The following is a 22153-nucleotide window of genomic DNA, read 5'->3' as shown; positions in this document are numbered from 1 at the left end:
GGGGTGCAGAAGCAACGAGGCAGACCGCGCAAGTACGACGGCAAAGTTGACCTGACAGACCTCAGTCACTTCACCTTTGTGGAAACCGTGCAACCCCAGGTTGACCTCTACACTGCCCGATTGTGGCACGTCTCCTTGAAGCGGGAGATTCGAGTCGCCTACCTAGTTGACCGTCGCGTTCCGAACCGAGTCCGCACCTGCCTGCTGTTCAGTACCGATGTTGAGCAAGCCCCCAAGCAGATTATTCAGTTCTATAAATTGCGCTTCGGGATTGAATTTCTCTTCCGCGATGCCAAGCAGTTTACGGGTCTGAGTGATTGTCAAGCCCGTGACCTCTTGAAGTTGGACTTTCATTTCAATGCCAGTTTTACCGCCCTCAATCTAGCGAAGTTCGACGCGCATCCCCAGCACACCGGTCAAGACCCATTTGTATTCTCAATGGCAAGCGTTAAGCGTCGTGCCCTCAATCAACACCTACTTGAACGATTTATTGCCACCTTAGACTTGGAGCCAAGCTTGATTAAATCCCATCCCAACTACTCAACCCTTTGCGATTACGGCACTATCGCCGCCTAAAACTGTCCGAAGTATTGCTGTAGGAACACTACATTTAATGTTCCTACAGACTCTTGGCAAGACACTATTCTTTAGTTCAGGGCATCTTTGACCTTATCAACGGTGCTTTCAACCGCGTTCTTTGTTTTATCTACGGCTTTCTGGGTTCGTGATGCATCTTCCTCGGCTCTTTTACGAATTCGAGCAGCATCTCTCTTAGCTTTACTCTCAGCAAAACTGCCTTTGCCACCCGCTGCTTTCTCAACACGATCGGCGTTTTTGTTTGCAGTTTGCTCAACTTTATCTGCCGTATCTTGGATAAAGCCTTTGGCGCGTCCGGCACTTTCGCGAGTCTTGTCTTTGACTTGGTCGCCTGCGTCTGCTGCAATTAAAGTCGGAGCTGCCATTGCTGAAGAGGCTGAGAAAAACGCCCCGTGCCCAGCGATCGCAGATACAAAAAGTAGAGCAGTTGCAAGCCAACGTCCAGCCATAGAAAGCAGTTTCGCAAAATAGTTCAGTTTCATAGAATACAATTTCCATTAACGGTTACTCTACGTTTTACTTCATCTGACACACCGACCAAATCGCTCCCTAGACGGAGGTTCTCTCATCAGAAGTTATTCTCTACTTACACTATTGGTGGGCTAAAAATCTCTCTTTAGTCAGTAGGTTAAAATCCGGATTTACAGTCTTTTGCGCTTTTTAGAGATTTATATGTGAACTCGATGCCACGATCTCGATTCAAATCCGCATCGATCGCTCCCTGCGATCAATCAAAGCGACGAATGCAGTAATCTAGTTGGGTGTTTTATTGGCGAGTTATGGGTTCTCAATCGATCGAAAAAATCTACACCGATGGTGCGTGCTCTGGCAATCCCGGTCCGGGTGGGTGGGGCACCGTCGTTCATTTTGCCAATGGGTCTGTGCACGAAATCGGAGGAGCCGACCCACAAACCACCAATAACCGGATGGAAATGCAGGCAGCGATCGATGCGCTTAAGTTTCTGCAAGAATCAAATCAGAAAGGTTCGGTTGCCCTCTATACTGACAGCGAATATGTCAAAAACGGCATCACTAAATGGATCAAAGGCTGGAAGCAAAAAGGCTGGAAAACCTCGACGGGCAAATCTGTTCTCAATCAAGACTTGTGGGAGATTCTCGACCAACTCAACTCAAACCAAGTCGAGTGGCGCTATGTGCGAGGGCACACCGGGGATATCGGCAACGAACGCTGTGACACGATCGCGCGCGCCTTTTCTCTCGGCAAAATTCCCTCATTAAAAATAGTTACCGACCAAACCTACGAGCCTGAGGTTGCCATGACGGATGTATTACTGCCCACGCCCGTTGATTTAGACGAGTTGCCTCGCGAAGGTCGCGTCGAAAGTCTGCGAAACCTGGTAGAAACGCTGCAAATAGCCGATGAGATTGCCAGCAGAACTTATTTAATCACCAGTTCTGAACTCGCCGACTTGATGGATGTCAACGCCAGTGCTGTCACCAGCCGCGGTGATAATTGGGTGTGGCGCAACTGGGTCGTCTCACGAGTGCGAAGAGAAGGCAATCAAATTTTGTGGCAGTTAGAAAGAGTCGATTGAAGTAAGGAACCTGCGTGAAGACAAGATGTCCGATCAAGTAAGTTGAGCAGAGCCAAAACCCACTCGGTCGCTGCACACTCCAGCAGACTGCAATTCCCCAAGAGCAAAAATCCCCGACTTCTCGAAGAAGCTGGGGATCTGAAGAGACTGCCTAATTAGATTATTGTGAGAAGCTATTCTTGAAATTCGTTGGACCTTGATATCCAGAAATTTTTGCCAGCTCATCTAACGGCTTTTGACCTGAATAAAACTTGCCGTTGACCTCCCAGGTTGGAAAGCCAAACTTCTGACCTAGCTCTTTTTCAACCTTAGCCGCGACATCCTGACACAAAGCCGTTTGCGGATTCTTACCTTCAGGTGCGCATTCAACCGAAGGAACGTCCCCTAAGGCTTGCACTCCAAACACCTTCTTCTGCTCATAGCAGTGAGGGCACCAGTAAGCGCTATACATCTTCGCCCCAATATTTTTGAGATGACGGGCAAGCTCGATCTCAGCAGGTCCAGACGTATCGGTAATCGTGAAATAAGCTTGACCCGATGCCGGACCCAGACTATAAGTAGCCCCAGCATCGGCATTGGCAGAATTGGTCGGTGCATAGATGCCCAGAGTGCCAACCAGCGTCACCGCCGCCACTACAATCCCTGTAAAGAAGAGTTGCCCCACATCATCCCAAGTGCGACCGATCAGCGTCAAAACAAACATCGCAGTGGCAAACGTGGCAGATGCAATGCAGTAGTAGCAAACCACCTTAATGTCAAACGCCAAGACATACATCAAATAGCCGCTAAACAGCAGCATGGCAGTCGAGCCAGCAAACAACAGCAGCCAGGTTGAATTTTCTAAACTGGTTCGCAGCGATCGCTTCTTTTCAGCGTTCACTGCCAATGGAGCTAGTGCAAACGTCGCCATGCTCACGTAAGCCAAAAACCCAAACAGTGACAGTGGCAGTCCTAGAACTTTGGCATAAGGACTATTGAGCACCGATTCACAGTTGCTTGTGCAAACCGGGCTGCTGTCTAAAAATTTGCTGATCGTGAGATAGCCCGTATTGATGGCTCCCAGGATGGCGATCGACCCAATGAGCGGGCGTGACCAGCGATGAATCCAGGGGGTAGAACGTCGGCGCATAAGCGTTTTAGCTAAAGTAGCTCTAAAATCTAGCGGTGATCTGTAACCAGTGTAAATGGCACCTCTCCATTTTGACCGATCCATCTCCAGTTAGATGATTAAATTAACAGAGTTATCAATGCTGCTTGCTTCAGCTTTAATCAAAGAAGACTCCCAAAGTCTGGGTTATTTTACGACGGCTTTTTCAAACCACTTGCAAACTGCGTTTGTTTTTGCTACTTTAGTTAAGCGCTAAACGCAGCTAATTCTGCCGGGATAGCTCAGTTGGTAGAGCAGAGGACTGAAAATCCTCGTGTCACGAGTTCAAGTCTCGTTCCTGGCATTCATCATCAACCGCATTGACAAAAAGAGATGGTACGCCGCATTTCGTCCTAGTGATCTCCAGTATGTTGACTGGAACATTATTGCGAGTTTTAGACCATTCTTACTAGCTGTCCGGCTTTGACTTCTAGAATTTGTGACGAGTTAATCCATTGAGCATCAAAAGAGCCTAAGTGAGTCGTCGTAATCAATGTTTGAAAGCGATCTTGAATGGCATCCAACAGTTGATTTTGCCGACTCAGATCGAGTTCTGCTAACACATCATCTAAAAGCAATAGAGGTGATTCACCAATGACCTCTTCAATCAGTTTGAGTTCGGCAAGTTTGAGAGCAAGGACTAATGTGCGCTGCTGTCCCTGAGAGCCATATTGACGAGCGGGCGTATTGTTGATGGTGAATTCGACTTCATCACGATGCGGTCCGACGATCGTGGTTCCTTGATGTCGCTCGACGATCGCCCGCTGCTGAATCTTGTCCAAAAACGCTTTCTGCAACGCTTCAGGATTATCATCCACGAGTTCTACATTCGGCGCATAGCGAATCTCTAACGCCTCAGTGCTGCCGCTAATCGCCTGATGCCACGATTGAGCAAAGGGGACGAGACGCTGCAACACTCTGGCACGACGACGGATTACACGAGATCCCGCGATCGCGAGTTGGGCATCCCACAGCGCCAGTTCTGATGGGCTTGACGACTCAGATTCACTCATGGATTCTGGACTGCTGAACAGATTTTGACGACTCAAATCTGATTTTTGAACGCCTTTTAAAAGTGCATTACGCTGACGAAGAATTTGATTGTATTGCTGAAGCACGTAAGCGTAAATCGGCTCAAGCTGCACCAGCAGAGAATCGAGCCAATGACGACGCTGCTCAGGTCCACCGCGCACTAAATCTAAGTCGAGACTAGAGAATTGCACCATGTTGAGCGTGCCGAGAAAGTCTAGCTGACGGCGCAGATTTAGCCCATTTAAGCCAACGCTGCGACGACCATTTTGGCGAAGCGTCATTGACAGATCGACTTCGCCCATCTCTTTTCGCAAATGCCCTGTAATTTGGGCGATCGCTTCTCCGTCGAGAATCAAGTCACGATCGCGAGAGGTGCGGTGCGATTTCAATGACGACATCAACTCGACCGCTTCGAGCAAGTTTGATTTGCCCTGAGCGTTGTTGCCGACCAAAATCGTTTTGGCTGCCGAAAACTCCACTTTTTGATCGGGGTAGTTGCGAAAGTTGCGGAGGTGCAGCGTCTTGAGATACATAGTGACGGACAGGGCGTTTCGGAATGTCTGTAAGCGATCTATTTACTATAAGCCTTGGTGTAAAAGGATATCTGATACCAATTCAATTCTTGAATGCGATAGATTGTGGGTCATGGTGCGATCGATGAGACGTTCCACCGAAACGTCTCTACGGCACGGGTAAAATTTATCACTCTATTGCGTTCATCGTTTAACGAGATCGATAAACCTCTTCTGCAACGTCTGCCAATCGCTGCATCGCGGTTTCAAGATCGCGATCGCTGCCCGTCAAACTAATCCGCAGACACTGGTGTTTGTGCGTCCACTCTTCTCGCAGCCCTGGGAAAAAGGTGCCGCCCGGAACCACAATTACGCCGACATCTTTAAGCTTTTGATAAAACTCCCAGTCGGTGATCGGCAAATCTTGCAGCCACAGCCATGCAAAGATGGCACCTTCGCCCCGATGCAGGAACCAGGGGAGTTCTTGCGGCATAGCACGATCGAGCGTCGCCTCCACGATCGCGATTTTTGCTTGATAAAACGGACGAATCACCGTTTCAGAAATCTCTGCTAACCGACCCGACGCGATCGCACGAGCCGCGATCGCTTGTCCATATCGGGGCGAGTGAATGCACATATTTGTTTGAAAACATTCGAGAACATGAACAAGCGACTCATCTCCGATCGCAATGCCGATCCGTTCTCCAGGCAATCCGGCTTTTGACAGACTCATGCAGTGCAGCACGTTGCCCCCAAACTGAGGAGTCATCTCCGTAAAATTGAGTGCCGGAAACGGAGGGGCATAAGCAGAATCAATCAACACAGGCACATCGTGAACTGCCGCCAGTGTTGTAATTTTACTCACTTCGTCATTACTCAAAACGTTTCCAGTCGGATTGCAAGGGCGCGAAAAAATCACGCAGCCCGTATTTTCAGTAATCTGTAGCTGAGTGAAATCAGGACGATATTTAAAGCGATGAGCCGATCGGTCAATCTCCAATTCTGGTTTATAAGCAACCAAAGCTTCTGGAGTCAGCGTCACTCCGCCATAACCCGTATAGTCTGGGCTAAGAGGCAGCACAATCTGCCGAAGTTCTCCACTGGCTGCATATCCCCCAAACGCATTGGCAGCATAGAAATAGAGACTTTGACTACCCGGAGTAATCAAGATATTTCGCTCGGTCAGGCTTAACCCATAGCGCTGGTTGAAATCTTTGACGACTGCATCAATCAGCGGTTGATATCCCTGACTCGCCCCATATCGGCAGACGACATCCCCGTAATCAGAACTCGCCAGCAGATCGGCAGTGCAGTCGCGCCAGAGTTGTTCGACCTCTGGCAAAATAACCGGGTTTCCGGCACTTAAATTAATAAACGCTCGATCGCCACCTGCCCTCAGCGTCTCGATAATGTCTTTCATGATCGCCCGCACTCCAGACAGGCGAGACATCTCAACCCCAAGTTGACTGAGGACAGGATTCATAACGGCGACTCATGTTGAAACAGCGCTCTGATGCTAACTGATAGCCAACGTCGATCGCCAGTTGCCTCAAACCATCTTCATCTCTAGAAGAGCGTTTCGATCGTCAAATTTAATATCTGAGACCAGACTCAACCTATTCAACCTAACTGAACGATAGAGTTTTCTTAATGAGCAAACAATCCAATTTATAGAGAAAAAATACCAGTTTGTATCTCAGATGTTCTCTTAGAACAAAAAATACTTTTACGATGTGACCAGTATATGTATGGGTTCTTTTGCAGCCCCAAATCTCCGCTCTTTGCTCTACGTTCGGATGATCAATCCCATGACACTCTATGTTGGAAACTTGTCTTATCAAGCCACTGTGGATGACTTGCAATCTGTGTTTGCTGAATATGGCACCGTCAAGCGCGTTGTTTTACCCACTGATCGCGAGACAGGACGAATGAGAGGCTTTGCCTTTGTCGAAATGACCGAAGATGCTCAAGAAGATGCCGCGATCGTCGATCTAGACGGAGCCGAATGGATGGGGCGACAACTGCGTGTCAACAAGGCAAAACCCAAAGGAGATAGTCGTGGAGGAATGGGGCGAGGCTAAAACTATCCGCTAATAGTGAAAGGTTCTTGCTAGAGCCATTATCTCTCAGCAAGAACCTTTGTTGTTTATCCACCAATATAGGGTTTCTAATTCAGCGTTAGCAAAGCAATCACTAAGCGGCACGACGGGTAAATAGACCCCACAAGAAGATAGCAATGATTGCACCTAAGACGGCAACAAAGACTCCAGGAATGCTCAAACTAGCAGCAGAGCCGATCGCCAGATTTCCGGTGTTCAAAAGGCTGAACAAGCTACCTCCCACAAATGCACCAATGATTCCTAGAACGATTGTTCCAAGAATGCCACCACCCTGATCACCAGGGTAGATAGCTTTCGCAATCGCACCTGCAATTAGTCCCAAAATCACCCAAGCGATAATGTTCATCTTTAATTTCTCCTAAAAAGTTTCTGCCCACAAACCAACAATATCAATGAGGGCAAATTAAGCCTATCTGTCAAAGGAGATAACTCAAAATATCATTTGGAATAGACTACTCTGATTTGACTTTAACCATTCACTTAACCAAAGAAACGATCGCTAGAATTCCTATGCCAGAGCGGTTTTCGATGCTTAAAAGACGGCTTAGAAGTTTCTTTTGCACCTGATGAAATGACTACTTTTTAGACATCTTCTTAAGGTCTACGATGACCCCAGCTTTCCTCTTTCCAAATTTTCCTCATGCCACAGCCCAACGTGCATAATATAGGCTGAGTCTAAACCGCAACGATTTTGTTGCCGGTTGAGGTTGACGGCAATAGCTGAGTTGCCCAACCCTCAAAACTGAGGTGTTTTGGAGAGTCGATGTCTGGGTACATCTTGATTTTGGCAGTGTTAATTCTAGGGGGCGTGATTGCGACGGTTGGCGATCGCATTGGCACTCGCGTGGGCAAAGCCCGCCTCAGTCTATTCAATATGCGTCCGCGTCGCACGGCTGTTTTAGTCACCATTCTCACCGGAACGCTGATTTCGGCGACCACACTGGGCATCTTGCTAGCAACCAGCGAACAGCTTAGAATTGGCATCTTCCAGCTAGGACAGCTTCAAAAAAAGATTTCAGGAATTCGAGAATCTCTCAACAAAACAAGTCAAGAGTTGAAAACTACGACTGAGCAAAAAGGTCAGGTTGAGACAGAACTTAGCAAAACCAAATCAGAACAAGCCAGAGTTGAAGCACAACTGAGTCGCATCAATCAATATCTTAAGCAAGCAACTGATCGACAAGCCAAAACCGCTGCTCAACTGAGATTGACAGAAACTCAGCGCGATCGCGTTCGCAGTCAGCTAGGCACGGTTTCTCAGCAAGCTACGAGTCTGCGATCGGAGATTAATAAACTGCAATCAGAGCGTCAGGTTTTAGTCGCCGAACGCAGTCGGGTGCAGGCGCAAATCGCTCAACGAGATGCAGAAATCGCAAAACGCAATCAGTTAATTGAGCAGCGCGATCTCGACATTGCCAGCCGCGACACGGTGATTGCTCAGCGAGAACAGCGACTCAAAGAATTGGAAACTCAGCAAGCGTTTTTAGCCCAAGAAGTGCAGCGATCGGATGAAGAAGCGCGACAGATTCGATTGGGAATTTTGGGCATCGAGCGCAATCAGGTGCTCGCGTCTGCGGTCGTGCGCGTGGTCAATCCACAAGTTGCGAGTCAGGCAGTTGATCAACTTTTGCGAGAGGCAAATCGGGTTGCGCTTCAAAAAGTTCAGCCTGTTGGAGCAAAAGTGACGGATCAAATTGTGCAGATCACCACTCCTGAAGTCAAACAACTGACGGATCAAATTGCGGATGGTCAAGACTATGTGGTACGAATTCTCTCTGCCGCAAATTATGTCAAAGGCGAGAGAACTCCGATCGCCATCTTTGCCGATGCAGTGCGAAATCAGGTGTTGTTTCTCGCAGGTGATGTGATTGCGGCGAAGTCGATCGAGCCTGCAAAGCTATCTGGCAACGAGCTAAATCAAAGCATCAGTCAGTTAATCGATGCATCTAGATTTCGTGCCCGTCGCGCCGGAGTGCTCTCGAACGCGGTGCAGATTGATGGAGTGCAGTCGCTCCAGTCGTGGACGGGTTTTGCTGAAAAATTGCGGCAGTTTCAGACTTCGGTTGAGGTGCGGGTGGTGGCTTCAGAAGTCACCTACACCGTCGGACCGCTTAAAATTGAGCTGGTCGCCGTGCAGAATGGACAAGTGGTGTTGAGAACTTCTTGAAGGATCAAAAATGATAGGGTAAGCAAATGAGATACACCGGAGACGAGACAGATGATTGCAGCTACCCTTCTTGATCAACCTGTGATTTTGGGTTTTGATCCGGGGAGTCAGAAGTGCGGGTTGGCGGTGATGGGAGTCGATCGTCGGTTGTATTATCACCAAGTTGTGACAGCAGATGCCACGATCGCCACGATCCAAACGCTACGTCAGCAGTTTCCAGTGTCTCTGCTGGTGATCGGTGATCAAACCGCGTCTAAGTCGTGGAAGCAAACGCTCGAAAAACAGTTGTCTGACCCACTGCGAGTAATCACGGTAGACGAGCGACACAGCAGCCTAGAGGCACGCGATCGCTACTGGCAAATGTATCCACCCAAAGGTTTAAATCGCATCATTCCACAAGGGATGAGAACACCGCCACGCCCAATCGACGATATTGTCGCAATTTTGCTGATCGAGCGATATCTAGAGCGATTGACCAGTTAAAACACCGATCAAAGCTCGGCTCGAATCGTAAACGAATAGTCTCCACCGGGTTCTAATTGATAATCTTTTTGCTCTAAAAATCTTCCGAGTGGCTCTTTAATTAACGCTCGACCCAGAGAAGGCTCGACGCACAGTTCTCCTTGACGGAAGTGCCAGTAAAAACTCCATTCAAATTGATTGGCTCTCACTTCGCCCTCAATGCTGCCCTGCTGCCAGGACTGACGAGTAATGCGAACATGGGCAGTGGTTTCGGGAAGGAGTTTTGACACAGTGATTCAGACGGTCGGTTGCTCAACACTACGATTGTTGTAGAGACTCATCGATTTTTCAACCCCTTGTTTGAGACTGAGTTCGATCGCGCCCACGGTCAAATCGAGAACGTCTGGAATCAGTTTTGCCTCAGCAGCCGAGAAGGTGCCCAACACATGAGAAGCGCCGTCTTTGTCTCCAGGCAGTGATTTTGGACTGCCGATGCCGATTCTCAACCGAGGGAAGTTTTGCGTACCAAGATGGGCGATCGCTGACTTCATGCCATTCTGTCCACCTGCCGACCCGGATAATCGGATGCGAATTTTTCCCATCGGCAAATCCATGTCGTCATAGACCACGAGAACCGATTCGGGCGATAGCTTATACCAATCCACCACCGCCCGAATCGACTGACCCGAATGGTTCATGAAGGTCAACGGCTTCAGCAGGCGAATCTTGCTTCTTGAATAAGTGCCTTCGCCGACAATGCCTTGAAACTTGCGATTTTCAGACAGCGCAATTTGCCAGACTCGCGCGAGAAGGTCGATCGCCATAAACCCAATGTTGTGACGAGTCTTCTCATATTTGCTGCCAGGATTGCCCAACCCCACGATTAGCTGAGGAATAATTAACTTGGGGGGAATGGATTCGATCGTGTCCGGTCTAGGCATCTTTCTCGGCAGCGACGGCTTCAGGGGGAGGCGCGATCGCGTCATCTGCTGGGGCAAGCGTCGGCTGAGATGGCTCTAAAGTTGCCTCCATCGGCTGGCTAGGAGTCTTTGCGATTTGTTCTGCTTCCCGCTTAAATTCTGATTCAAACTCCTTTGAGGCATCCTGAAAACTACGAATTCCCTTTCCCAAACTGCGCCCAATTTCTGGAAGCTTTTTCGGACCAAACACCAGTAGGGCAACCACCATGATCACCACCATTTCTGGTAAACCAATGCCAAAAAAGTTCATGCGATTGTCTCCCGCAATGTTCTCACCTATTGTAGAGAGTTTTGAGTTTTGAATCTTGAATTTTGAGTTCAAGATTCTTCCCAATCAGTCAAAAAAATCCCGGACGAGCCGGGAAGTTGAATACATTCATCAACATTGACGGGCTGAAACTAGCTTCCTAAGCTTCTCCAATCTACAGAGAACCCATCCAAAATGAGAGAAGAGTTGTAGATTTGCAGAATGATCAGCAGGAAGACCAAAAATAGCCCCATAAACACTGCCATTACGGGGGTTGTGCCCCAGCCGGGGACGACTTTACCGTATTCAGAGTTCAAAGGTCTTAAAACATCACCTAACCGCGTCCGCTGTGCCATTGCTCACCTTAATGATAATCTCGACAAAAGTTGTAAATACTTCGTAATATTATAAAGGAACGACCTCATCATTTAGAAACTCAAATGGAACCTGCAATAGCTCTTAACATTTCAATCTTGGCGACGATCGTCGGCTTGACTGGATACGCGGTTTATACGGCGTTTGGTCCTCCGGCGAAGGAATTAGATGACCCGTTTGAAGATCACGAAGACTAATTATTCTCTATGAATCATTGTCAACGGCTTCTCAGCTTGCAATGTCTGATCGTGGATTTTGTGAGAGTGAGAAGCTTTTGATTTTCCAAGGTTCGATTGAATGAGGATCACGGTCGTCCTTCTGAAAACGCTCTAATAAATCGACAGAATGTTCAATTTTGAGTCCTAAATCATTCTCTAAGTTCAGTTCTGCGGTTTCTCCGTGACACTCATAGCAGCGCAACACAAATTTTTCACGATTGTCCTCAGATTGCTTAAACGCCGTCAAAATAAGATTTTCTGATTGCAAGTCCACAAACGATTTGACGGGCGGCAGTGAGCCTTGAGGATTCGGACGCTCAATTTGCACCACTTGCAGCGGTTGACTAAACTCGCAGCTTTTGCGAACGGTTTGAGCCGATCGCCAATCTCCAGCGTGAGGGTAGATGGCATAGCTGAAAGTGTGTGCGCCCAGATCGGCTTCTGGATCAGGAAACTCAGATCCGCGCAATAAGGTGAGACGGATTTGACTCGGCTGACAGTCATAGCCGTGTTTGTAATCGCTGAGGATGCTCACTCCATAAGACCGATCGCTTAAATCTGTCCAGCCAAGCGCGGGAACTTCCCATTGGGCTTTTTGACGATCGCTCTGTGGTTTGGTCGTTCGCTCGATCGCTCCGCAAGGCATCTCATAAGTGGCAAAGTCAGCCGAGATCGTCAGCGGAAATGCAGCTTTTACCAAAACGTGCCGTTCTTGCCAATCGATCTCGTTTTGAACTTTTAGAATCAATGAGTTTTGCTCAAGTAAATAGGTCTGTTTGAAGGTCGATTTTCCAATTTTGCGAATGACGCAGATTTGACGATCGCCCGTTTCAATCTTCACCAACTCGACAGTCAATCGAGGCTGTTTTGAATAGTCTGGATCGATATTCCAAGCATCCCAATATTGACCCGAATCTGGAAAAGCTTGAAGCTGATTCCCGGCTGCACTTAGAACTTCTCGCTGATTGACTTTATCAAAAATACTGGTTAAGTCACCTGTTTGAGAATCAACTACTACTCTAAGAAATTGATTCTCTAACTCCAAGCATAACTCCTGATCTGCAAGCTCATCACTATGGGGAACGATCCAGAAAGCTCGATATCCGATCGCTGGGATGTTCATGATTGAGCCACCAAGATTACTTGATCGCTCCCAATTATACGGGTTGAATACTACGATCGCTTTTGCTTCTGGGCAGGGTGGTTCAGGTAAATTAATTTGATGGGCGATCTCGTTTAACGATTGATGAATAATGGTTGAACAGATACGATCGCACTCCTCCCATTCTTGATTTGCATCAACAAAGACTTGAGTAATTGAAGACCCTGGAAGAATGTCATGAAATTGATTGAATAATGCTTTTTGCCAGGCAGTTTCTAACAATTCTTTTGGATAGAAATTACCGAGCGTTAAAGTAGCTAGAGATGCAAATAATTCTGCTTGATAGAGTTTCTTTTCACAGTCACGATTCTGTTGTTTTTGATCAGCGTGAGTGGTGTAGCAGCCACGATGAAATTCTAGATAAAGTTCGTCATTCCAAACAGGAGATGTCTGGTCAACGAACTCGTCTAAATACTTCACAACGCTCGTAAACTCTAACTTGGGAAAGAAAGGCGACGTTTGCCAGCGTCGAGCAATCTCCAACATATCTCGCGTCGGTCCGCCTCCGTGATCGCCTACACCAGGTAACCAAAGAGCATTTAGCAGACCCGTTTTAGCAGTCCAATCCCACGCATAAGTCGCCATTTTGATCGGATCGATGCCCTCTCCGATCGCAGCCGACATGACGCTAGAAACCTGACTACCATCGGGCGATCGCCACTCAAAAATCTCGTGCGGGAACTTTGTTGTGTCATTCCAGCGCAACTTTTGAGTCACAAAGTAATCGATTCCGCCTTGTTTAAGCAATTGCGGTAACTGCCAGCAAAACCCAAAACTATCGGGCAACCAAGCGACTCGATTAATGTCACCAAACTTTTCTTGACAATAGCGCTGCCCATAGAGAAGATGACGCGCGATCGACTCCCCACTAATCAAATTTAACTCTGGCTCAATCCACATGCCGCCGATGATTTCCCATCGCCCCGTCTGCACCTGTTGTTGAATTTGAGCAAACAGCGCAGGGCGGTTTAGCTCCATCCATTTATAAAGCGCTGGAGTCGAGTGACAAAAGGTTAATTCAGGAAAGTCTTTTTGCAGATTGAGGACAGAATTAAACGTTCGTTCTGCTGCTTTCCAAGTTTCGCCAACGGTCCAGAGCCACGCCATATCTAGATGAGCATGACCGACTAAATAAATTGCGTGTTGTTTAAGCTTAGAACTAAACGGTTGAAGTTGAGATCGAAGGGTATGTAGTGATTGATTAAAGCAAGCGCGATCGCTGACAGATTCCCAACTAATAATCTGAAGAAATTCTAAAAGTCCCTCTAATCTTTCTGGTTCAAATGATTCTAAATAACTTTGTAAGACAGCTAGCTCATCGGCAACAAAACCCGGATCAATGTCATCATAATTTGACTCGTAAATGAGGCACGATCGTACTAAAGCTCCATCATCATGTCCTGGACTTACCAACCGAATCGCAACCGTAACCATCTCACCCAAAATCACAGACGGACTGAGAATAACTCTGGCTGAATGGTCAAATAAATCCCCTTCTTGAACCAGTTGCTCATTGACATAAACCTCTGAAACTTCCGCCCACCAAGTCAACGCTAATCGCAGCGTTAACCCTTCTACCGAATACCCTTGAAGAGACTCCGGCAACACAAATTGTTGATAGAACCAGATCGCCTCATGTCCCTTTGACCAGGCGATATGGTTTTTGGCGTTGAGTTCACAGAGCGGTTGCTGCAAATCGAGACTTTGAGACGGATTGGTGAAGGACGATCGCCAGCCAGTTTGCACATCACGCTGCGTCAGTTGGCGCAACCGATCGACGACTCCAGAAATCTGGTGACGATAACTTTCAGCAGTTAGATCAAAAGAGGTTGCCGAATCCGTCATAGCGATAGCATTAGAGGTGCGAACAGAATACACTAACAGGGACAGACTTTAAGCGACGATTCACAAACAGCCCAAAGTCTGAAACCGCCACACAGACGTTCAAATCGCCCCTTTGAGTCTATGTCTTCATCTGGTCGCTTTCAAAGCCATCTCTTTAATTTTGTCTCGAAGCAGGCACGTAAAATAGCTGACCAGACCAAAAAGGCAGTGCGCCATCTTAAGGTCTCGACCATTTGGGGGACGCAAATTTTGCTTTACCCAATCTACGTTCTGGTGCAATCGACTCGACTGATCGGGCAGCGAATTGGACAAACCGTGCGACGATCGCGCCTCCATCTCAGCAAAATGTCAGACCCGTCGCCGACCTCTGAGTTTCTAACCGTTGACACCCCGATTCAGCGAGTGTTGACCGCCGCTCAAGAAAGCTGGCTACTCGCTAGCGCAGAATTGGCGGCACCCGAATCCGTTCAGTCGCTGGCTCAAATATCCGCTTCATCTCTGGCGAAGATTCAAGGCATTGCCTCTGTGATTCCGACCAGAAAGCTCGTTTTAGTGACGATCGCCAATCAAATCATGGATGTCTTGACGATCGAGCAGCAAGACCATCTCAGCCAGCGCATCATCTGGGAGGTGGCAAACTATTGGCGATATTGGCGGCGGCACTACATTGCTCAAGCCCATCCTACCCTTTTGCTTCCGCTCGAAGACCGCCTAACATCGCTGCCCCCGGTGCGAGTCTTTCGGCAGCTCATGGCTTGGATGCAAAGCGGATCGATCGCGATCGCCGCCAATCTATTCCAAGAATCAGCACTTGTCACTCAGCCAACCCTAGACTGGTTTACGACAGACCTGCCCCTATCTGCGTTCAATCCGGTTGGGCTAATTCCTCGCATTCCGACCACCGCTGAATTTTCAGGCTTGATTCAACAACTTCCGTCGCTAAGAGAAATGGAATCGTTGGTTCGAGCTGCGATGCGATATTTCTTTGGCGATCGTCCTCGAAAACAATTATCGATGGGCGTTAACGATGAGACTGCGACCTCAGAAGATTTTTGGCTCACGTCTGACGAAGTGTTTGGCAACACTGGAAAGCTCCAAGCCGTAAAGACTCGATCGCACCTGCGAGGGAAAACGGCAAACATTCGCATTGAGAAGACGTTCACACCGTTAGCTCACCTACCTGCTCAAGCAGATAGACTGTCAGGAAACAGCGAAACTCTCGCTCTCTCGCCTCAACCAGAAGCCTCGATCGAACACTCGTTGCAGAATTGGCTCAAGCGTTCTCTCCCTCAGCAAAAATCGCGCCCTCGATCGAAGTCATCGATCGCGCATCAAAGATCAAACCAGAGCCGACTTACTCAAGCTACTAAACCTCAACCGCTCACGAAGCAGAGAAAATCTTCTCAGAGCTTGAAGGTGAGTCTCGATCGCACTCTCACAGAAGACAGCCAGAAATCTATTCGATCGACTCCACCGGATTGGATTGAGACTAAAGCCACCCCGATCGGCTACGTCAAATCCCCGCTCACAAAATTTCTAGAATGGCTCGACACAGGCATCGTCTGGCTAGAGCGAAAATTAGCCGCCTTGTGGAACTTCCTGACTCGCGGATCTTAACCCTTCACCTTTTCGTAATAATTGCACCCCTCTTTAGGTAATATATAGAGACGATCCCGTCCCTAACGGAACTTTTCACGCCTTTAATCACTCTGGAGATATCAGCATGGTGACACTTAAAATCGTTGTCTATATCGTTGTTGCCTTTTTCTCACTGTTATTTATTTTTGGATTTCTATCCAATGACCCCTCCCGGAACCCCAAGCGCAGAGATTTGGAATAACTCCAAACCTTTCCCGCAAGGTCAGAGGGCAGTCCACCACTGTCCTCTCTTTAATCCTGGTGCGGGGCTTGTCAGGCGTTTCGATCGAGTAGCTTTAGCGTATGCCTTTCCCGGTTCTGCCACCCGAACCACCATCCATCAATCGTCCTTCCCAGTTTGCTTCCCCCATGTTGCCGACCGTAGCGACTCCTATCTCTGCGAAGTCTACTCAGGAATCGATCAAGCCTGCCCCGCCTGAAGTTTCCCCAGTCACGCTGGCAGATTTGAGCGCTCCAAAGGTTTTGCGCGAAGCTGCTGCATTGAGCAGATTAGAGAATTTGTCTTCTGAGTTAGCACCCCAGCGCTCTGAGGAAGCAAAAGATTTATCCCCGATCGAGTCGGCTCAGATTCCTGCGAGTAATCTATCAACTCCACTGCCACCGAGCCAGATTTCCCAGCCTCCGGTTAGTCCGACAACCCCACCGCCTGCTCCCCTTAATGCCGTTCCTCCAGTCAACATCCCTGTCGAACAGTTAGGGAGAGAGGGAATTTTAGAGCTAAAGGCAGATCGTCAAGACTACGACACGCGGCGGCAAATCTTCACAGCCGAAGGAAATGTCTCACTCAAATTTCGAGGGGCACTGCTGACAGGCGATCGCGTTCAGGTCAATCTAGTCAATCGGCTCACTGTCGCTGAAGGCAATGTGGTGCTGACGCGAGGGCAGCAGATTTTGCGCGGTCAGCGGTTCCGCTATAACTTGATTCAAGAAGAGGGCATTGTTGAGCGAGCGTCAGGCGAAGTCTTTCTAGCCAGCACCGCCAACGACTTTAACCCCAATTTGCCGACAGACCTCACCGCCGGAACGGTGCCCGGACGATCGGTCGGAGATCGCGTCACAGCAGTTCAGCCTCAACAGGTGTCTAGCCCCGGCGGAGTCAATGTGACATTCGGTTCACGGCGAAACATAGCCGGGGCATCGGTGATTCCGAGGGTGGGCGGTGAGGTCAGACGAGTGCGGTTTGAAGCCGAACAGATTGAGTTTTACCCGGAAGGCTGGCGCGCCAAAAACATTCGCCTCACAAACGATCCATTCTCGCCCCCAGAGCTGGAAGTCAGAGCTGAACAGGCGCAACTGACACGCCTCTCACCATTGCGTGACGAACTGGTCGCTACGCGTCCTCGCTTAGTGTTTGACCAGAGATTTTCACTCCCTCTGCTGCGGAATCGCGTTATCTTCGATCGCAACGAGCGACAGCCCGCTCTGGTCAATTTTGGATTCGATACCGACGATCGAGGCGGTTTATTCGTTGAGCGAGAACTAGAGGTCTTGCCTCAAGGTCCGGTTCAGTTTACGCTGACTCCGCAATTTCTGTTGCAGCGAGCGATTACTAATGGCGGAAACCCGTTCGCTCCAGATAGTTTTGGTTTGAGAAGCAAATTGTCGGCACTAATTACCCCGCGGACTCAAATCCGTGCGGTCGGAGTGTTGACCAGTCTAGATCTCGGCAAAGTTGAAAACAACCTGCGAGCAAGTGTCAGAGCGCAGCAGTTAATTGGAACGCACACGCTGAGTTTAGAGGCGAGTTATCGCGATCGCTTATTCAATAATTCTCTGGGCTTTCAAAATATCCAAAGCAGTGTTGGGGTATTGTTTTTCTCACCGACGATCGCGCTCGGCAACACGGGCATCAATCTCAGCTATCAGGTAGGGTATCAATATGTGAATGCTGACACCGATCGAGCTGATCTTTTAGAACCAATTCGACGCAACAATCGCATTAGTCTCGGTCGGTTCCAAGCAAGTGCAGCGTTGAGCCGGGGATTTTTGCTGTGGCAAGGCACACCTGCCCCCGCTACCCCAACCGAAGGGCTGCGATATTCCCCAAACCCCGTGGTTCCTTACCTTTCGGCGGCAGTCGGGTTAACTGGGGTCGGCACATCTTACAGCAATGGTGACACCCAAAATAATGTGAATGGCAGCGTCTCTTTATTTGGACAGTTTGGTCACTTCTCTCGCTCATTTTTTGACTACACTGCGTTTAATCTCACTTATACGCAGGTAGTGCGAGACGGGTTATCGCCATTTTTGTTCGATCGCGTGGCGGACGATCGCGTCCTTTCTGCTGGTATCACTCAGCAACTCTACGGACCATTTCGCATCGGCTTTCAGACTGTTTATAACGTGCAAACAGGTCGAGAAATCAGCACCGATTATGTTTTAGAATACAGCCGCCGCACCTATAGCGTGGGTTTTCGCTACAACCCGATTCAGCAGCTTGGCTCGGTGAGCTTGCGAATCAGCGACTTTAACTGGACGGGCGGAAACGAACCCTTTAACGGAAGTGGCGTGACTCCGGTGCAGGGTGGCGTGATTCGTCCGCCTGAGTAGCGCGTGTTGGGTAAAACTAATCTAAACTCAGAGCAGACACCTAGAGTGGCTATAGTGACTCACGGTTATGACGGAACTGGCAAAAGGTCTTCAAGAACCCGAAAAAAGCGCGATCGTCCATGCAGCCGATCTGCTGACTCACTATAGTTTTGATTTGGGCGATCGCACGGTTAGCTATCTGACTCAACACTGGCTAAAAGACTTTTCGGCAAGTTGGATTCGGTCAGCCGTCATCGAAGCGCTTTATCAAGGACGCTATAAAGCCGTTTCGGTCGATCAAATTTTGCTGCTTTGGAAGCGGCGCAATCAGCCGTGCTATCACTTCAACTATGAGTTTGAACGGCTAGTTTGCAACAAGTTTCCCAGAGATTTGCGGCAGCGATCACTCAAAGTTTTACCCGTCGAGCTAGACAATCAATCAACGCCAAAAGAAGCCAATCCTATCTCAATACCACTGGATGCTGAGGAACCAGTTCCTGCATGGGTGGCTTTAGCAGAGCAGATTCAGCGAGATGACGGGAGTGAGCCAATCAGTGAATTGAGAATTGAAGGGCTGTCTGCTCCAGTTCAGCTTGATGAATCTGAGCACAATTTAGAGCCAGCAGACCCTTTAATAGGGGTTGAAAGAATTCCTGCAAACGTCGAAGCATCGCTTGAGCACTTTGCAACAAAGCAGATTCTCGGAGAGGCTGAAGCGTTATTGAGTTTGATAGACGCGATCGTGGAGTCTGAAGAGTCTCAGCCGCCAATTCATCAATTTACACCGCCGCCCTCTATATCTGACTTTCACAGCAAATTAAAAGCGGTTGCCGAGAGTCGAGAAGAAGAGTCTTTGTAGGAAACGTTTGCAGACGATCGTGATTCCGAAGTCGTAAGGGTGAGTCATTCGGGCTGAGGTTTCGCTCGTTTCACAACGTTCGCCAGATGCTTTGCCCAAGCAACCATACCTCACGAAGAAGTAGTAGCCGTTTCATCTGCCGCTTTTTCGGGTGGTTTGACAACCCCCATGCGGATATCAGAACAGAAAGAAGTCATGCTAAACCCACCCATCCGCTTGAGAACGCTGTGACGTAAGCGCACATTCGGGCTTTCAAACCAAAACCGCTCCTTGGCATACAGGGTCTCAGACTCAGTGGTGAGCGTCAGTTCTTCACCCTTGATCACATAACGACCCGAAGGCGCTTTTTCGGCATCCCCTGTATCGCGCAGCAGTTGACCTTCGTGAAGATTTTCAGCATTGCTTAGAGGCACTAACACTGTAGATCCGGTGTGTTTTTCCTGGTCCCATTCCATCGTGCCGTTCCAGGTAACACGAGTTCCACACAGTGCTGTAGATGGATCGACCTTATAAAATTCGCACAGTTTAACCACGTCAGGATCAGTTTTATCAAGCATCTCAATCACAACATCTGATCTGCCCCCTTCTTGCTGTTTAACCGCCAAATTATGGCTAGTCCGCAATGAAGACCATTTGCCCGCGCTCTGCTGAAAAAACTCGACGATATCCATGAATCAAAGATCCTGTTTAGCGGCTCACATAACCATCTTAAATTCTAAGGGATTCGATCGGAAGTGGCAGCGATCGTGGATCAGCCGTTTGGGACTGCCACCCAGAAATTTAGAGCGGCTCGATCGATGCCTTTAACCCTTGGCTCGTGAGGATCTGCAACAGTTCGTTGGCTTTTGCTTGCTCGCCAAATGCCCCAGCTTGCACCAAAGCCCGTCCTCTTGATGACACCATAAAGGCACCTGGCACGATCGCTTTCACCCGCGCTTGCTCACGATCGCTGATGGCTTCGACCACGACGCGATAGCGCAACCCCAAAGCAGTGGGACGGCTGGGCAACGCAGGCGGGCTATCTGAAGAATTTCTCGCGGTCTGCCAAACCGGAACCGTAGGCATAGTGCCGACATTCCCGATCGGGGCATCCCCTGCTGGAACAGGTAGCACTCCTTGAGAATTAGACATCGCGATCGGTGACGATGACAGGATAGGTGGAATTGTCGGAGCAGAGGCAACCGAGCCAGATTCGGGCGGCGGGACGGGAATCTCAATAGCTCCCGCTGTGGATGACTGGCGGTTGAACAAAGAAGGCTGAGGATTTGAAGTTGGCGGCGTAATCTGGATTTGGGTCGCGATCGGCTTCGTGGCGCGAAGACGAGCAGCACTGGTCGCCGCAGGTCTAGAAAAGAGGGGAGTTTTCTGAGTGTCTGGTGCAGAGTTTATACCACTCCGGTTTGAGGCGTTGACAGCAGCCGGAATCGAAATGCGGGGTGATTGGAGACGAGGAAATGGCTGCCCAACTCCGATCGAAGAGGCAACGCTAGTCGGAGGCGCGATCGCACTATCCGACCCAAGGGCAGTTCCTAAAAAGTCTAGTTTGCCGCTGGTTTTGGTCGAGACAATTTGGTTGCCAAACGTCGGAATGGTTTGGCTACTCGCTTTGCTGTTGATATCAAACTGACCGTTATCCAAAAAAGTATTGTTTCCTGGATCGGTCGCCGTGCCAAGATTGGGACGAGATTCGGCGATCGCCACCATGCCGTCTCGATCGTTGCCATCGACCACATTATTGCGAAGAATCGGGCGTGCTTTTCCCTGCACCACGATGCCGTCTTTATTTTGAGTAATCCGATTGCCGACAATTCGCGGAGCCGCATTCTGAGCAATATTGATGCCAAACCCAGTTTTCTCAAAAATATTCTCTTGCAGCTCTGGACGAGACGTGCCGTAGATCGTGATGCCGTTTGCCCCGTTTTGATAAAAATAATTATTGCGAAGAATCGGCGCACTGCTGCCCACTACCGATACCCCATCGTGTCCACTTGCCGTAAACGTGTTGTCGCTGACGACGGGACTGGTCGATTCAACCCACAGCCCATAGCCTTGACTATTGGGATTGCTCACCGTGACTCCGGTTAACCCTGCTTGGTTTGCACCCACGATCGTTACATTCTGTCGAGCAAAACTGCGGCTTAAAAAGAATCCACTACCTTTGATAATCACGTTTTGACCGCGATCGCGAGGCTCTCCTTTAATCGTCGTTCCAGGCTTGAGTTGCAGCGGAAACGTCTCTCCCGTCTCGGCGCTATAGGTTCCAGGTGACAGCACGATGATGGTGTTGGGCTGCACCACACGCAACGCTTGAGTGATCGTTTTCAGCGGTGTCTGCTCACTGCCATTGCCCGAATCGGCTCCGATCGTCGGATTCACAAACAGCAAACCATACTGCGCGGTCTGACTTGCAGACCGTTGAGCAACTTGCAGCGGCATTTGAGCAAAGGCGGCTGTCTGCCCGCTCACCGCAGATCCGCACAGCAGCGAAAGGGCAATGAACTTCTTGCAAAAGTCCGAAGATGCCCCCATCCCCCAACCCCTTCTCCCAAGCTTGGGAGAAGGGGAGCCAGATTTCAAAGTCCCTCTCCCACGATTGGGAGAGGGATTTAGGGTGAGGGCAGGAACTTTTTCAAGAGGTCTGATGAACAGTGAACGATCGATTCTAGCGGGAAACCAACTCACAGCT

22 protein-coding genes and 1 tRNA gene are annotated in these 22153 nt (G+C 49.1%); 11 read left to right on the top strand and 12 right to left on the bottom strand.

Features of this window, described 5'->3' with window-relative positions; all coding sequences use genetic code 11:
* On the top strand, positions 1 to 576 hold a 576-nt coding region (locus tag A8707_RS22430; RefSeq protein ID WP_156518507.1), incomplete at its 5' end, for a transposase.
* A 71-nt stretch (positions 577 to 647) separates the two neighbouring features.
* Here the strand turns inward: A8707_RS22430 and A8707_RS22425 are convergent.
* Positions 648 to 1079, bottom strand: coding sequence for a hypothetical protein (locus tag A8707_RS22425; RefSeq protein ID WP_068819411.1), 432 nt, complete (start codon positions 1077 to 1079; stop codon positions 648 to 650).
* Between the two features lie 297 nt (positions 1080 to 1376).
* Here A8707_RS22425 and rnhA point away from each other — a divergent pair, with 297 nt between their 5' ends.
* Entirely contained in the window at positions 1377 to 2153 is a 777-nt protein-coding gene (rnhA, locus tag A8707_RS22420; RefSeq protein WP_068819410.1) for a ribonuclease HI, read from the top strand.
* A 160-nt stretch (positions 2154 to 2313) separates the two neighbouring features.
* Here rnhA and A8707_RS22415 read toward each other — a convergent pair whose 3' ends face one another.
* A complete protein-coding gene (locus A8707_RS22415; RefSeq protein ID WP_068819409.1) occupies positions 2314 to 3282 on the bottom strand; it encodes a vitamin K epoxide reductase family protein in 969 nt (322 codons plus the stop codon).
* Between the two features lie 249 nt (positions 3283 to 3531).
* On the opposite strand from A8707_RS22415, the gene A8707_RS22410 reads away from it, so the two are divergent.
* Positions 3532 to 3604 (top strand) — tRNA-Phe (locus tag A8707_RS22410).
* A 91-nt stretch (positions 3605 to 3695) separates the two neighbouring features.
* Here A8707_RS22410 and recF read toward each other — a convergent pair.
* Together recF and A8707_RS22400 are read right to left on the bottom strand one after the other, a co-directional pair.
* Positions 3696 to 4865, bottom strand: coding sequence for a DNA replication/repair protein RecF (gene recF, locus A8707_RS22405; protein WP_068819408.1), 1170 nt, complete (start codon positions 4863 to 4865; stop codon positions 3696 to 3698).
* Between the two features lie 190 nt (positions 4866 to 5055).
* Positions 5056 to 6327 carry a valine--pyruvate transaminase gene (locus tag A8707_RS22400; protein ID WP_068819407.1) on the bottom strand — a complete coding sequence of 424 codons (1272 nt, stop codon included), beginning with the start codon at positions 6325 to 6327 and terminating at the stop codon, positions 5056 to 5058.
* Between the two features lie 325 nt (positions 6328 to 6652).
* Here A8707_RS22400 and A8707_RS22395 point away from each other — a divergent pair, with 325 nt between their 5' ends.
* On the top strand, positions 6653 to 6925 hold the full coding sequence (locus A8707_RS22395; protein ID WP_068819413.1) for an RNA recognition motif domain-containing protein: 273 nt from the start codon (positions 6653 to 6655) through the stop codon (positions 6923 to 6925).
* Between the two features lie 112 nt (positions 6926 to 7037).
* Here the strand turns inward: A8707_RS22395 and A8707_RS22390 are convergent, their stop codons facing one another.
* On the bottom strand, positions 7038 to 7310 hold the full coding sequence (locus A8707_RS22390) for a GlsB/YeaQ/YmgE family stress response membrane protein (protein ID WP_068819406.1): 273 nt from the start codon (positions 7308 to 7310) through the stop codon (positions 7038 to 7040).
* 417 nt (positions 7311 to 7727) lie between these two features.
* Between A8707_RS22390 and A8707_RS22385 the strand changes: the two genes are divergently transcribed.
* A complete protein-coding gene (locus tag A8707_RS22385) occupies positions 7728 to 9131 on the top strand; it encodes a DUF3084 domain-containing protein (protein ID WP_068819405.1) in 1404 nt (467 codons plus the stop codon).
* Between the two features lie 51 nt (positions 9132 to 9182).
* Positions 9183 to 9614 (top strand): Holliday junction resolvase RuvX, encoded by a 432-nt coding sequence (gene ruvX / locus A8707_RS22380; protein ID WP_068819404.1) that lies wholly within the window; start codon positions 9183 to 9185, stop codon positions 9612 to 9614.
* 8 nt (positions 9615 to 9622) lie between these two features.
* On the opposite strand, the gene A8707_RS22375 is transcribed toward ruvX, so the two are convergent.
* The 4 genes from A8707_RS22375 to psbH all read right to left on the bottom strand — a co-directional run bounded on the left by A8707_RS22375 (position 9623) and on the right by psbH (position 11176).
* Positions 9623 to 9883: a DUF3146 family protein gene (locus A8707_RS22375; protein ID WP_068819403.1), complete on the bottom strand. Its 261-nt coding sequence runs from the start codon at positions 9881 to 9883 to the stop codon at positions 9623 to 9625.
* A gap of 6 nt (positions 9884 to 9889) precedes the next feature.
* Positions 9890 to 10534, bottom strand: coding sequence for an aminoacyl-tRNA hydrolase (gene pth, locus A8707_RS22370; protein WP_068819402.1), 645 nt, complete (start codon positions 10532 to 10534; stop codon positions 9890 to 9892).
* Positions 10527 to 10823 (bottom strand): TatA/E family twin arginine-targeting protein translocase, encoded by a 297-nt coding sequence (locus A8707_RS22365; RefSeq protein WP_068819401.1) that lies wholly within the window; start codon positions 10821 to 10823, stop codon positions 10527 to 10529. Before A8707_RS22365 ends, pth begins: the two co-directional genes overlap by 8 nt.
* A gap of 149 nt (positions 10824 to 10972) precedes the next feature.
* On the bottom strand, positions 10973 to 11176 hold the full coding sequence (psbH, locus tag A8707_RS27150; RefSeq protein ID WP_074382556.1) for a photosystem II reaction center phosphoprotein PsbH: 204 nt from the start codon (positions 11174 to 11176) through the stop codon (positions 10973 to 10975).
* Positions 11177 to 11260: 84 nt separating this feature from the next.
* Here psbH and psbN point away from each other — a divergent pair, with 84 nt between their 5' ends.
* Positions 11261 to 11392, top strand: coding sequence for a photosystem II reaction center protein PsbN (gene psbN, locus A8707_RS22360; protein ID WP_068819400.1), 132 nt, complete (start codon positions 11261 to 11263; stop codon positions 11390 to 11392).
* A 31-nt stretch (positions 11393 to 11423) separates the two neighbouring features.
* Here psbN and A8707_RS22355 read toward each other — a convergent pair whose 3' ends face one another.
* Positions 11424 to 14420: an alpha-mannosidase gene (locus A8707_RS22355; RefSeq protein ID WP_068819412.1), complete on the bottom strand. Its 2997-nt coding sequence runs from the start codon at positions 14418 to 14420 to the stop codon at positions 11424 to 11426.
* Between the two features lie 120 nt (positions 14421 to 14540).
* Here A8707_RS22355 and A8707_RS22350 point away from each other — a divergent pair, with 120 nt between their 5' ends.
* From A8707_RS22350 to A8707_RS22340, 4 genes are all read left to right on the top strand, one after another.
* Positions 14541 to 16037 (top strand): hypothetical protein, encoded by a 1497-nt coding sequence (locus tag A8707_RS22350; protein WP_068819399.1) that lies wholly within the window; start codon positions 14541 to 14543, stop codon positions 16035 to 16037.
* Between the two features lie 106 nt (positions 16038 to 16143).
* Positions 16144 to 16260 carry a photosystem II reaction center protein I gene (locus tag A8707_RS27145; RefSeq protein WP_074382555.1) on the top strand — a complete coding sequence of 39 codons (117 nt, stop codon included), beginning with the start codon at positions 16144 to 16146 and terminating at the stop codon, positions 16258 to 16260.
* A gap of 101 nt (positions 16261 to 16361) precedes the next feature.
* Positions 16362 to 18629: a DUF3769 domain-containing protein gene (locus tag A8707_RS22345; RefSeq protein ID WP_068819398.1), complete on the top strand. Its 2268-nt coding sequence runs from the start codon at positions 16362 to 16364 to the stop codon at positions 18627 to 18629.
* 67 nt (positions 18630 to 18696) lie between these two features.
* Entirely contained in the window at positions 18697 to 19467 is a 771-nt protein-coding gene (locus A8707_RS22340) for a hypothetical protein (protein WP_068819397.1), read from the top strand.
* A gap of 110 nt (positions 19468 to 19577) precedes the next feature.
* Here the strand turns inward: A8707_RS22340 and A8707_RS22335 are convergent, their stop codons facing one another.
* Entirely contained in the window at positions 19578 to 20138 is a 561-nt protein-coding gene (locus A8707_RS22335; RefSeq protein ID WP_068819396.1) for a phycobiliprotein lyase, read from the bottom strand.
* A gap of 109 nt (positions 20139 to 20247) precedes the next feature.
* Positions 20248 to 21996: a DUF1565 domain-containing protein gene (locus A8707_RS22330; protein ID WP_068819395.1), complete on the bottom strand. Its 1749-nt coding sequence runs from the start codon at positions 21994 to 21996 to the stop codon at positions 20248 to 20250.
* Between the last annotated feature and the right edge of the window lie 157 nt (positions 21997 to 22153).

The sequence above is a fragment of the Phormidesmis priestleyi BC1401 genome (assembly GCF_001650195.1).
GTDB classification, from domain to species: Bacteria; Cyanobacteriota; Cyanobacteriia; order Leptolyngbyales; family Leptolyngbyaceae; genus Phormidesmis_A; species Phormidesmis_A priestleyi_B.
Note: the sequence above shows the minus strand (reverse complement) of the source record. Positions and strands in the feature narration are given on the sequence as shown.